The 12372-nt window shown below is 62.7% G+C and carries 12 protein-coding genes; 3 read left to right on the top strand and 9 right to left on the bottom strand.

The features are described 5' to 3' along the window. The first annotated feature begins 8 nt into the window (after window positions 1–8). Both ald and CS1BSM3_RS08595 read left to right on the top strand, forming a co-directional pair. Window positions 9–1124, top strand: coding sequence for an alanine dehydrogenase (gene ald / locus CS1BSM3_RS08600; protein ID WP_072386569.1), 1116 nt, complete (start codon window positions 9–11; stop codon window positions 1122–1124). A gap of 129 nt (window positions 1125–1253) precedes the next feature. Next, complete coding sequence (locus tag CS1BSM3_RS08595; RefSeq protein ID WP_072386568.1) at window positions 1254–1856, top strand: isochorismatase family protein; 603 nt, start codon at window positions 1254–1256, stop codon at window positions 1854–1856. A gap of 131 nt (window positions 1857–1987) precedes the next feature. Here CS1BSM3_RS08595 and CS1BSM3_RS08590 read toward each other — a convergent pair whose 3' ends face one another. From CS1BSM3_RS08590 to CS1BSM3_RS08570, 5 genes are all read right to left on the bottom strand, one after another. Continuing rightward, complete coding sequence (locus tag CS1BSM3_RS08590; protein WP_072386567.1) at window positions 1988–2194, bottom strand: hypothetical protein; 207 nt, start codon at window positions 2192–2194, stop codon at window positions 1988–1990. A gap of 499 nt (window positions 2195–2693) precedes the next feature. Further along, complete coding sequence (locus CS1BSM3_RS08585) at window positions 2694–3617, bottom strand: DUF2493 domain-containing protein (protein WP_072386566.1); 924 nt, start codon at window positions 3615–3617, stop codon at window positions 2694–2696. 248 nt (window positions 3618–3865) lie between these two features. After that, entirely contained in the window at window positions 3866–4918 is a 1053-nt protein-coding gene (locus tag CS1BSM3_RS08580) for a DUF7146 domain-containing protein (RefSeq protein ID WP_072386758.1), read from the bottom strand. Between the two features lie 19 nt (window positions 4919–4937). Beyond that, window positions 4938–5135 carry a hypothetical protein gene (locus CS1BSM3_RS08575; protein ID WP_072386565.1) on the bottom strand — a complete coding sequence of 66 codons (198 nt, stop codon included), beginning with the start codon at window positions 5133–5135 and terminating at the stop codon, window positions 4938–4940. A 67-nt stretch (window positions 5136–5202) separates the two neighbouring features. Beyond that, window positions 5203–7203, bottom strand: coding sequence for a ParB/RepB/Spo0J family partition protein (locus CS1BSM3_RS08570; RefSeq protein WP_072386564.1), 2001 nt, complete (start codon window positions 7201–7203; stop codon window positions 5203–5205). A 173-nt stretch (window positions 7204–7376) separates the two neighbouring features. Here CS1BSM3_RS08570 and CS1BSM3_RS08565 point away from each other — a divergent pair, with 173 nt between their 5' ends. Next, window positions 7377–7577: a DUF2905 domain-containing protein gene (locus CS1BSM3_RS08565; RefSeq protein WP_072386563.1), complete on the top strand. Its 201-nt coding sequence runs from the start codon at window positions 7377–7379 to the stop codon at window positions 7575–7577. A 19-nt stretch (window positions 7578–7596) separates the two neighbouring features. Here the strand turns inward: CS1BSM3_RS08565 and CS1BSM3_RS08560 are convergent, their stop codons facing one another. From CS1BSM3_RS08560 to CS1BSM3_RS27705, 4 genes are all read right to left on the bottom strand, one after another. Then, window positions 7597–7974, bottom strand: a complete 378-nt coding sequence (locus CS1BSM3_RS08560) for a DUF2958 domain-containing protein (protein ID WP_072386562.1) — start codon at window positions 7972–7974, stop codon at window positions 7597–7599. Next, a complete protein-coding gene (locus tag CS1BSM3_RS08555) occupies window positions 7971–8921 on the bottom strand; it encodes an ArdC family protein (RefSeq protein ID WP_072386561.1) in 951 nt (316 codons plus the stop codon). The genes CS1BSM3_RS08560 and CS1BSM3_RS08555 overlap by 4 nt, the downstream gene beginning before the upstream one ends. A 551-nt stretch (window positions 8922–9472) precedes the next feature. After that, the gene (locus CS1BSM3_RS08550; RefSeq protein ID WP_083528441.1) at window positions 9473–10753 is read right to left on the bottom strand and encodes a phospholipase D-like domain-containing protein; all 1281 of its coding nucleotides are present in this window, start codon (window positions 10751–10753) and stop codon (window positions 9473–9475) included. Beyond that, a complete protein-coding gene (locus CS1BSM3_RS27705) occupies window positions 10735–12309 on the bottom strand; it encodes a trypsin-like serine peptidase (RefSeq protein ID WP_083528440.1) in 1575 nt (524 codons plus the stop codon). The genes CS1BSM3_RS08550 and CS1BSM3_RS27705 overlap by 19 nt, the downstream gene beginning before the upstream one ends. Window positions 12310–12372 lie beyond the last annotated feature (63 nt).

Genomic DNA, 12372 nt, shown 5'->3' with positions numbered 1-12372 from the left:
GCACTGCAATGCAAGTTGGCGTTCCTCAGGAAATCAAGAACCACGAATACCGGGTCGGCCTTGTCCCCTCGACCGTGAACGAGTTGACCCGAACTGGTCATCGGGTTGTGGTGCAACACAATGCAGGCACTGGTTCTGGCTTCTCCGACGCTGAATATTCCGCAGCAGGCGCCCGGTTGACCGGGGATATCGAGGAAGTGTTCTCGCAATCCGACATGATCGTGAAGGTCAAGGAGCCACAACCGGAGGAACGCAGGCGCCTGCGCGAGGGCCAGATTCTCTTCACCTACCTCCATCTGGCGCCCGACCCGGATCAGACACGAGACCTCATACGTTCCAAAGCAGTCTGTATCGCCTACGAAACGGTTACCTCCCCGGGCGGTGGATTGCCTTTGCTTGCGCCGATGTCGGAAGTCGCGGGTCGTCTTGCCCCGCAGGTTGGCGCCCACTCGCTCCAGAAGGCCAATGGCGGGCGCGGCGTGCTGCTGGGCGGAGTCCCGGGTGTGCTGCCGGCGAACGTGCTCATTCTCGGCGGCGGCGTTTCCGGCTCGCATGCCGCGATGATCGCCCTGGGAATGGGGGCGAACGTCACGATCCTCGATCGCTCTCACGACGTACTCAAGCGGATCGATACGCGCTTCGGTGGCGCGGTCCGCACGGCCTTTTCCAACGCGCAGACCATCTCGGAACTGATCGAGAGCGCGGATCTCGTCATCGGCACCGTGCTGATCCCGGGAGCTTCGGCCCCCAAGCTGATCACTCGTAGCATACTCGGCATGATGAAGCCCGGAGCGGTCATTGTCGATGTCTCCATCGATCAGGGTGGATGCTGCGAGACGTCGCGCCCCACGACGCATGCAGAGCCAATCTATGTTGTTGATGGCATCGTTCACTATTGCGTCGCCAACATGCCCGGCGCAGTCGCGAGAACATCGACGATGGCGCTCAACAATGCGACTTTTCCCTACGTGATGGCGCTTGCGAACAAAGGTTGGAAACAAGCTTGTCTGGACGATGCTTATGTTCGCCGAGGCGTCAATGTCATCGGCGGAGCGGTGACGTGCGAGCCTGTGGCAATAGCGCAAGGTCTCGAGTACCGCTCAGTCGAGGAATGCCTGCAGTAGTCCAGACGATGCACAAATTGCTTGGGTGCCATGAGCACACAAGCTTCAAGAGTTGGGTCGTTTGCTACCTGTCCTGAGTCGCGAGAACTCCTCCAGATTGGGGTAGAGTCCTTCACCTGATGGTTCACCATGTCAAAGCGCCCTCGACTTAGATCCAAGGGCGACACACCGCTGATCGACCCGGCGGTCACCGCGCTTGTGTTGATCACATGCCGCGAGGACGATCATGGTGTGCTCAGTGAGGATGTGCGCAGCGGCTATCAGCGCAACTTGCGCGCGTTGAGCGCCGCAGCAGGGGTCGCTGGAGTACCGATCTTCGTTCTAATGCGAACCGTGAGCCCGGATGATCGAAACTATACTATATCTGATCTTCCAGAGCACCGTAGCTACGTAGCAGGCCCGTTATCCTCGCTCTGGAGCAGCGGCGCTTTCACACAGGATCTGCAGAACGAGAACCGATCCGCCGTCGTCATCGCCGGGTTCTGGCTCGAGTATGATGTATTGACGACAGCACTGAATGCATTGGCCGACGGCTACGATACGTATCTTGCTCTCGATGCGGCACCGGCGCGATCACCGACAGGTGCCCGCGTGTCGCTCGAGAGGCTTTTACAGTTTGGGGCAACGCCCACATTATCGTCGCAGGTCATCCACGAGTGGTGTCACGAGTCCGAGGATGCCAGCAAGCGCCAGGCGCTATCGGAGTTGATGGCGACGTTGATCGTGGGATGAGCAGGACCTGGGATCGCGACTGCGGTGCCCAAAATCCGGCGGAAGCGACCACGGAGACCGGGGTACGAAATAATTGGTTCTTCATTGGGCGAGAGTGCCGTCGCGCTGCTGTCCCATGGGACTGTGGGTCATCACATGTCGGGTGGAACGAGGACGTCAGAGTCTATGCTGACGGTGCCATCCGAGTAGACGATGTGGTGGACGTCCTCCAGCATGCCGGTGAAGGGCCCCTCTGCGATCGGCCGTTTCGTCACGTAGATGAGAAGGTGGTCCGGACGGTCGGCGAGGCCTGGACGATGCAGGAGCGTGAAGATGCCTTCTACGGTTTGCCAACGCATCGGGCCCTCGGACACGTAGGGCAGCGGGCGATGATCGGCAACGCAATCGATGTAGGCTTCCGCACGCTCGGGTGTGGTGCGGTGGAGAACGACAATGCACCCTTGTCAATCTCGGGGGTGAGCGCCGTGATGGCCTCGGCTGTTGGATTGGCAAGGTCAAATGAACGGTGACTTGTATCGCTGAGCCCGTAAACGGGTGGTTCGAGCCGCTCGCTGGGTACAAGCCGTTCCTGAGCAGTCCCTTCGTCGACAAGGTCGTGATCGAAACCTCGGATGCGGTAGAGTTGGGGAAATGCTTGATCGCTGACGTGATGGCGAACGCCAATCCGATACTGATCGAGCCTGATGATCTTTGCCGTCATTACAGGGGCCGTTGCACACCTTTACCGCCCACTATCGTATCAGTGCACCCTCTTCGCACGCTAGACGTTGCCGGATGCCCTTGCACGCAACAGGCACGCGGAGAAATCGACAATACGCAAATGGAAAAGGCGGCGCTTTAAGCGCCGCCCGGATCGAACCGCCAGACCGGGATGCCGAACGTCTTCGCCTTGTCGGCCAGGTTCGCCTGGATACCGTTGCCGCCAAAGACCATGACGCCGATCGGCAGCACCGCGAGCATCGCGTCGTTGCGCTTGAACGGCGCCGCCTTGGCATGCTTGACCCAATCGGGCTTGAAGGCGATCTGCGTCACCTTGCGCGTATCGGCCCAGCACGCGGCGATTTTCTCTGCACCGCGTGGTGCACCACCATGCAAAAGCACCATGTCGGGATGCTTCGCATATGCCTTGTCGAGGCGGTCCCAGACTGCGTGATGATCGTTGAAATCGAGACCGCCCGACAGGGCAACCTTGGGGCCCTTGGGCATCATGACCTCGGTTTCGGCTCGGCGCTTTGCTGCCAGGAAATCACGGCTATCGATCATCGCCGCGGTCAACATTGTGCGATTGACCATCGAACCGGCACGGGGACGCCAGACTGAGCCCGTGTGGACGCTGAACAGCTCGGCTGCGGTATCACGCAGGAACTCGAAGCTGCTGCGACGCTCGAGCAGCGTTACGCCTTCACCAATAAGGCGCTCCAGCTCTACCGATCGGACCTCGGAGCCGTCCTGCTCGCGCTGGCTCGCACGTTGCGCAGCCTCGTTGCTGTCGAGCTCACGTTCGATCCTGTCGATCCGACGGTGGAAGATATTGACGAAGCCCCACAGCAGGGTCTCAAGGTCCGGCTCCAGGCGCGTATTGGACAAGGTCGCCGCCAACGCGTCGAACACATCGGCGACGGCACCCTGCAGCTTTGCCGGCTCAGGCAATGGACGCGGATCGGGCTCATCGCTGAACGGTCTATAGCCATAGAGCGCGAGCTCTTCGAGCAGATGGGCTGTCTGAGACGCGGTGTCGTCGGTGAGGTGATGGATGGTCATGGATCATGTCCTCTCGAAGCGAGGCCGCGCCCATCGCGGCCTTCCGGCGTAAGGGAGCCGGGACCGGTCGCGGTAAGGACCCAAGGGCGCAGCCCGCAGGGCCAAAGCGCAGCGGAGGACGCAAGCGCGGCCTCCGGCCGCGCGCAGCCGTTCCGGCTGCGGCCGGTTCTGGCCCGATCGCCCCTTAGGAAGGCCCGGGCGCGGCCGTGTCGCCGAGAGACCGGAGCCGTGCCTGCCCACACCGCGCGTCACACGCGCCCAGGCGTCACCACGAGAAGAAAGCGGACGACATCGTCCGGTGAAAGTTGCGGTCGCAAGCTCGCTCTCAGATCGTCGAGCCCGAAGGCGACGAGGTCCTCGTTGAAATCGCCGAGCCGTGGCGTCAGCGCGATCACTTCGATCCCGGCAGCCCCCGCTCGGGTCGTCAGCGTCGCCACGGCGCCATTGCCGGCGTCATCGGCATCGCGAGCGATATAGAGCCGGCGCACCGCATCCGGAAACTGGACGGCGGAGAGGTGAGCCGCGGAGAGGGCTACCAGCATCGGCATCGTCGGCAGTGCCATCCGCAACGACAGCACCGTCTCGATACCCTCGCCGGTTACCATCACCCCACCCGGCAGACCGAAACGCACGGCATTGCCGAGGAGCTGCCCCATGGCCCGGCGCGGCGTCTCGATCACCGCCTTGCCCCGGCCGGATGGGTCGATCCAGGTGCGCTGCACGCCGGTGATCCAACCGTCCGGATCTGTGACGCAGGCGATCATCGCGGGCCGCGTCTCGGTCGGGCCACCGTCATCGGGACGATAGTAGCAGCGTGCATGGAAGCGGAGCGCTCGTGCGTCCTGCAGTCCTGTGATGCCACGATGGCGCAAATAGGTCTCGGCCAGAGTGCCGGCGATCGGCTGCGAAATGGCGAACAGCCGCCGCGCCGCTTCCGGTGAGCCGGTCGGTGCCGGGGCGACATGGGTCCGCGGCTGCCGATCGGGTTCGAAGCGCGGCAGGCTCAGGAACCGTCGAGCCTCATCAGCCACATCGCGGAAGTCGACGAGGCCTAAGCTCTCACGGATCACGTCGAGCAGGTCCCCATATTCCCCGGTCGCGCCATCAGTCCAGCGTCCGACTGCGCCCTTGCCGCTTTCCGGGCCGAACAGCCGGACATACATGGAGCGTCCTGATGTATTGCGCACGTCGCCGACGATCCAATAGCGCCCCACGCGCCGACCGTTGGAGAGGTACTGGCGGCACACAGCCTCGGCCTCGCGCGCGAGGCGGTGTGCCAGATCGTTGGCGGAAGAGCCCATGATCATCTCTATGTGGGCGTCACAAGCGCCAATACGAGACGATCGCCTGCGCCTCGCGGTGATAGTCGAGCATCTGCCGGTAGAAGCGATGCCGGATGTCGCGCTTGGCCCGATCGCGGCGTGCTTCCGGCTTCAGTTTCCTGGCGGCCGCGCGAACCACAGTCTGCCAACTCGCATGAACCGTGATCTCGAGGCGCAGATAGGTGCCATAGGTCATGGCGGTACTCCGAAAGAAAATGCCCGGCACGAGGCCGGGCAAGGATGGAATGGGAATGTGAGCGGTCCTATTCGGCCGCCATCACATGCGACGCTTGCTCGACGTCCTTCGTCGCGGCGCTTCCTGCGCCAGCAGTGCGCAAGGGCTCGGGCAACCAGCCGGTGCCGTCAAGCAACCGCTCGGCTTCCTTGGCCATCTCGGCCTTCTTGAGATGGACCATGCGCTCGGCCGCCTTCTCGCCCTTGGCCTCGCGCACGGCATCGAGAATGCGCGCCTTGGTCACGCGGCCGAGGAACGCATCGACAGTCGGCTTCCAGCCGGCGGCTGCCATATCGAGCGCGACCGCGGACGCGAGGCGACCGGCATGACGCAGCGCCTTCGGGCGCCGGTCATAGGGCTGATGCACGGCATTGATCGTGAGCCCGACGCAATGGGCGAACAGCGCCTGCCGGCTATCAGTATCGAGTTCGGCCAACGTATCCCACAGATCGCTCGTATCCTCGGGCATCTGCTCGTCCCAGGCCTTGTGCCGCGCGTCGATCGCCTTGGCCGCCGGTGTGTCCGCAAGCCCGGACGTGTGGCCGAACAGGACACTCTTCGCCTCGATCTCCAGGCACGTGTCGAAGCCGTAGTGATAGAAGAGCTTGAGGCACAGCGCATGGAGTGCAGCGCGGAGCGCGACGTCGGGATCGTTGGCGACGGCTTCCCGCAGTGCCAGTGTGCGATGTGCAGTCAGCTCGGTCATGAGACGATCCGACAATGGGCGATTGCCGTCCTCTTTCTCGGGCTCGTCGACGGCAGCATCGTCTTCCTCGTCAACATCCACTCCGGTCGACGTCATGCGCGGGCGAACGTCTTCATCTTCCTCATCCTTGACCGGTGGCTCGTCCTCTGGCCGAACATAGCCGCGCTCCACGCGCAGCGTCCCGGTACTGTCGATGCTGACGAACGCGCCGGCGCGCGCGATGTCGTCCGGCTCATAGACGAGGGGGCGTTCATCGAGGGTCTCGAGCGCCGTCTCGATCTCGCCGAGGCGCCGGTCCACCTCCTCGGGCATATCCGGAGCATCAGCATATTCTGCCTCAAGCTGATCGATCTCGGCCTGGAGCTTGTCGCGGCGCGCGGCCTCCTCGTCGGTCAAGGGAACCTCGCGACCACTGAGCTGGCGCAGGCCATGACCGTAGCCGTAGGGGAGCTCGGTCACCACCTCGATCCACTTCCAGCCCTCGGCACGGACGCTGTCGGCTTCCCGTTCGAGCTTTTCGGCAACGAGCTTCTCGAGCAGGGGTGGTTCCTGAAGCCAGCCGCCGTCATCGGGTTCGAAGAGATCGCGCAGGATGGTGCCACCGGCTTTCTCATAGGCTTCGGTGCCGACGAACTGGGCACGCTTGTCGGAGGCGCGCACGGCGCCCTCGGTCAGCAGGCGGCGGATGTGGAAGGGTTCCTTGTTGTAGGAATGCTGAAGCGCGTCCCACACTTGCTCTTGCCGCTCATGGTCGGGATTGACGGTGAAGGCCATCAATTGGTCGAGCGTCATGCCGTCCTCGCCATAGATGTCGAGGAGTTTCGGCGAGACAGCGGCCAGCCGCAGCCTCTGACGCACGACATTGACCGAGACGAAGAAGGCGGCCGCGATCTCCTCTTCGGACTGTCCCTTCTCGCGCAGGGCCATGAAGGCGCGGAACTGATCGAGCGGATGCAGAGGCGCGCGCTGCACATTTTCCGCGAGCGAGTCTTCCTCGGCAGAAACGTCCGTGTCTACGGCGCGAACGATGCAGGGAATGGGCGCCGTCTTCGGGAGGCGCTTCTGCTTGACGAGCAGCTGCAGCGCGCGATAGCGGCGGCCGCCGGCCGGGATCTCGTACACGCCGGTCTCGTTGCCGTCGTCATCGAGCACGGGACGCACGGTCAGGCTCTGCAGGAGCGTGCGCCGCGCGATGTCCTCGGCCAGCTCCTCGATGGCGATGCCGGCCTTGACACGCCGGACATTGGCCTGGCTCAGGACCAGCTTGTTGAACGGAATGTCGCGAGAGGCGCTGAGCGCAATCTTCGATCTTGGCTTGGTCATGGACGTTCTCCACGGCGGGCGGCCGAGAGACTCTCTCTCGACCTCCAACCCGCCACGAAGCTCCCGACCACTCTCTCCCTCTGGCCGCCGCAGGGAACGGCAGCCAGCGGCCGCACCCGTGAGAGTGTGAATTCTCCTCGCGGCATGATCGTATCGCGGATACGGTCTCGGGTATGTCGCGAACCCTGATCATCATCGGCCTCGCCATCGTTGCGATCGGGCTCCTCTGGCCCTGGATCTCACGTCTGGGCCTTGGCCGGCTGCCCGGCGAGATCGTGATCGAGCGCGAGAATTTCTCGTTCTACGCGCCGATCACGACGGGGCTTCTCGTGAGCCTGGTGCTGTCGCTCATTCTGTGGCTGATCAACCGCTAGTCACGGATGGCGCGGCGTGTCACCGGCGTTCACGCAGTGCCGCCTGGGCTTCCTGCAGCCGGTGCGTATCGAAAACGATACGCTCAGCCAGCCGCGCTGCTTCGGCGTAGACCGAGAGCGGGAACGCGCCCTCGAAGTACAGATCGCGTTCGATGCCTAATTCGAACGGAAGACGAACCGACGCCATCTCGATGAGGCTAAAGCTGCCGAGTTCCGGGCACCCAAAGCCGAGGTCCGCTAAGCCGAAGAGCGTGTCGCCGTCCTCGTCGAGCTCGGTTGCGAGCCACGTGGCCGCACCGACAGGATTGAAGAACTTGACGACCGGTACGTGGTTGGCGTCGCGAAATCGGCCGTTGGCCAAGAGGCGATCGCGCAATTCCGGTGTGAGGAGGATCATGCCGCGGTCCTCCGTCCAGACACGCACACATCGTCCTCTTCCGGCAGGAAGGCGAGCAAGTAGTCCGAAGATTTGCTCGCGAGCGAGGCGGCACGGACGATCGCGCGCGAGTCCTCGCGCAAGACGTCCAACCACGATCCGAGGTAGTCGGCGTGCCGCACCGTTGGCGAGATGCCGAGCGAAGCGCAGCAGAAAGCAGCATTCATTTCGGCGACGAGCTCCTCGAAGGCATACTTGCGCGATCCGAAGGAACCCGAGAGGTCGCGGTTGAGTCGCGAGCTGTGCCCCGAGGCGTGACCGAGCTCGTGCAGCGCGGTGCGGTGCCAATTGATCGGCTCGAAGAACGCAGCCGGCGGCGGCACCTGCACGTAATCTGCGGAAGACGCATAGAAGGCGCGATTGCCGCCTATGCGGAAGTCGATGCCCGTCGCCTTGATCAATGCCTCGACGCGCGGCTCAATGGTGCCCGGCGGCGGAGGCGGTGCGGCCGTTGCGAACTTCTCTGGCAGGCTATCACACTGATCGGTGTTGAAGACCGTGAAGCGCTTCAAGAACGGAATGGCCCGTGCTTCTCCGCCGCTCCGCGCGGCATGCCGCTTCGCATCATCGGGAATGAAGCGGTCGGCATAGACGACGGTGGTGCCGTGTTCTCCTTCACGCACGTGACCACCAAGCGCCAAGGCCTGGCGGTAGGTCAGCCAGCTCTGGCCGGCGTAACCCTTCTCGATCACCTCGCCCCAGAGGATCAGCACATTAATGCCGGCGTAAGTTCGGTTCGTCGATGCGTTCTTCGGCATGGCGAGCTGCGCCTTGGCCGAGGGCGTTCCCCAGGGCTGCACCCAGGGAAAGCGGCCCTTCTCGAGCTCGCCGATGATCTTGTTGGTAATGTCGTCGTAGAAGTTCGTCCGGTTGTCGCTGGAACGGGCACGCTTGGTCGATCTGGACATCGCGGGTCTCCGCGACGGGCCGGCGAGAGCCTCTCTCTCACCCCTTCAGCCCGTCGCGCCGACCGCAGCTTTCCTCTGACTCTGTCCGCGGCAGCCGGCCGCTGGCCGTCGAATGAACGCGTTGTGTTCGCGGCCGGTTGATCAACGACATGGATTTTTGTGCACCGGAAACATCGTGACGTCATGGTCCGCGCCCGGCTGACCGTAACCCGAAGGGCCGAGACCCGCCGTGCGGGGCTCGGGCGAGCGGCCGCAGACCGCGAGGTAGGGCCCGATAGCGGCCGCCATAGGCGGCCGCGAAGGCGCCCAAAAGAAACACGAACGCCGCAATTGTATGGTTACGAATGTCCGTATCCACGATCCGGACTAGCGTGCGCATAAGCCAAGAGCAGGTGTGCCGGCTTGCGAAAGTGCGCTGCGCATTTGTCAGTTAGAACAAATGAACTAACTAACTTTCGGCGATGTCGTGACACGCTCGAACGTGAGACCGAGAAGCTTCAACGCGCAGATGGACAGTTCGGGCTCACTACGGATGCGCAACCCACGAGGTGTCACGCGCCAGCCAATAGATCGGAAAGCCTGACTCGCCTGAAGCCGGGTGGCGTAGGCTCTCCGGGAAGAGCCCGGCGGATACCGCCGACGCGCTCGTCGGCCTCATTGTGAGCGAGATTCTCCCAATCGTAGAGGAAGATCGTTTCGAAGAAGGCCGCGACCTTAGGCGACCGGATGAGGAGGCTGGCATCCCGATTGAAGAGGCTGCCACCGTTGGTCAGGTTCTGGCTTCCGAGGAGCACCTCTCTGCCATCGACAATGATCCCCTTGGTATGACATTTCGGCTGGAGGCGCATGGCATCGGGAGACACGTCGAAGCCGGCATCCTTCAGGCGTTCTAAGAGGGCCTGCTGCCTTTCGAGGTCGCTCGGGCGACCGTAATCGCGGGCGTCCCTGAAGATGATGCGAACGTCCTCGATGCTCTTCTGCTTCTGCTTCACCGCCTCGAAGAAGGCGTCGAATTCTGGGTTATTCGCGTCCGTCAGCGAGAATGACTGGTTCTGGATGTAGAGACTGTGGGCCGCCCGCTGCACCATATCGGTAGCAAACCGCATGAACATGCGCTGCCCCTCGCTGTCTCTGTCCGGTGTCAGCAGGGGTTGAATATCGAGCACTTCGTTGTCGATGATGAGCTCATCATCATAGGTGACCAAGGGCACCCGCTCCAGGCTCTCGGCAAGAGCATCGTCCGGGACGAAGAGCTCGATGTCCGGAACGCCCACGGCTTCGCGCTCCTCCAACGGAAACCGAGTCGCTTGGCGGAAGTCGTACTCGATGTATTTCTGGAAGAGCGTGGCGAGCCGCTCATTCGTCACGACGGCGTGCCACTCGCGATTGAATTTTCGCAGTGTTGTGGCGCTCGTCGGGTTCACCGGCTGGTTTGACTCTTTCCAGTTCCCGCTCGACAGCCACAGCTCCGTTCCGTCCCGAGATGCGACCTTGATGTGATAGGAGTCCGGGATGAGGCGTTGTGGACCGCGAACTGACGCCCACACGTGCTTGAACTTGCGCCCGAGGCGATCTTTCATGTCCTCTACGGCCGTCTCGGTAGCGTCCGAATTTCCAACGCCTCTCTTTTGCGTCACCATGCGCAGCGAGCGCCCGGACGGTTTCATGGCGGCTTCAAGGACGTCGCTGATGTGATTGGGCTGCCATTCGTAGATCGTCGCCGTGAGGCTCTTGGTGACCCGTTGCAGGAAAGCTTTGAGGTTGGCGAACCCGGCGTCGGGACTGACGTGGAAGATCGCGGACATCTTCTCTTTCACCGGCGCCAAGGCCATCTCCGAGTCCTCGTCGTCGTAGCCCGGAGGCTCGGTATAGGCGGCCGGCCTAGCCGGACGTTCGAGGACGGCCAGATCGACGCCGAGCGCCTCCAGCTGATCCGGCAGCGTGCCGTCCGCACATCTACTCCGACGCCAAGAATCTCGCGGGGTAGGGGAGCTGTGCCCGTCGCCATGAGGTCGCCAAAGGCGCGCTTCTCCTTCATCTCGATCACTACGACGCGTTCGTCCGTGATCCAGCGATTCTTGAAGCGATAGCCCGGCCGGATGCTGATGACGCCGGGGTAGGACGCAAACCGGATTCTTGCTTCCTGCAGCGCCGCTTCGAGGCTGTCGCCTTGCCAGGGCATGATTTGGCGGAGCGTTCCGGCGCCACTTGGTGCGGTCGGGTGCTGTACTGGCGATCCGACATTGACGATGATCTCGATCGGAACGTAGAGCTTCATCCGGAAGCCCTCAGGGATTGGCTGCGGCAGTGGGGGCGTTTGCGTTTCCTCGCTGCCGTGCACACGCGGCGGGGACTTTGGGAGCACACGACCTCCGCGCGGGATGCGGGCGAGCAGCGACCGCAAATGGGAAGCGGTCACGCCAAGATTGGCCGAGTCGTCCACCAGCCCGGCGCGATGAATCCCGATCGCGCGGCCGGTCTCCAGCTCGAGCAAGACCGAGCCGGAGTTGCCGCCGAGTGTCGAGCAGTCGTGCTTGATGCGATGACCATCGACCGACATGACTCTACCCGGCGAGAACCGCTTCTTGTCGTAGACATCGGACCCGAAGATGCTCAGCACGAGGTCCTGGTCGCGAATGCTCGGGTCCCTTGCGGGATACCCGATGGCGGCGATGATCTGGTCAGGCCGAATATGGTCGATAAGCTCGATGGGATCCGGAAGAGACAGGCCGGCTGCCTTGGTCACCTGCAAGAATGCGACGTCCGCTTCGGTCGAGGGCGCCATCCAGAGCACCGAGGTGATTGGATGCTCGGCACTGTCGAGACGGTTTTCTTCTTCGAGAAAATCGATATCGGCCGACACCTCCCCGCCTGTGAGCCCCGGCTTGAACATCAGCCGAGATGTGCGCCGATCGACCTTGGCAAAGACCTCCGCGACATGGCGGTTGGTCACGATGATCCCGGGTTCGATCATCCAACCCGTTCCGGCCCAGGGATAGTCGCTGTTGTTGAGCTCAATTCGGCCGACCGCAGGGATCGCACGATTGATCAGGTTCCTGCTTGCATCGATGACCTTGCCCCAGGACTTGCTATCCGGTCCGATGAACTCCGTTGTCACCTGATTGTCGCGTATGCGCGCGACGGGACGGGCGCCGGCTGTGACCACGATGATGCGCTCATCGACGGCATCCTCCATGGGCAGAGGCGGGAGCTCGGCAGATGGCTCCACAACCCGCTTGGCCATCACCGTCCGGAACAATGCGGCTTCGCTACTTTCGGCTACTGATGCCTTGGCCAGTTTTGTTTTCAGTTCATCGGTGAGCCCGGCGACCATGGCCCCATACTGCTCAGCAATTCGAGACTGCTGTTTCGGCGTCATCTGCTTCATTGGAACGCCCCGGCAAACTCTTTTAATCGCGCCAGTGGACAATACTTCTCTGTCACCATCATT

It is taken from the genome of Hyphomicrobium sp. CS1BSMeth3 (genome assembly GCF_900117415.1).
Lineage (GTDB): Bacteria > Pseudomonadota > Alphaproteobacteria > Rhizobiales > Hyphomicrobiaceae.
This window is presented reverse-complemented; position numbering and strand designations above follow the sequence as displayed.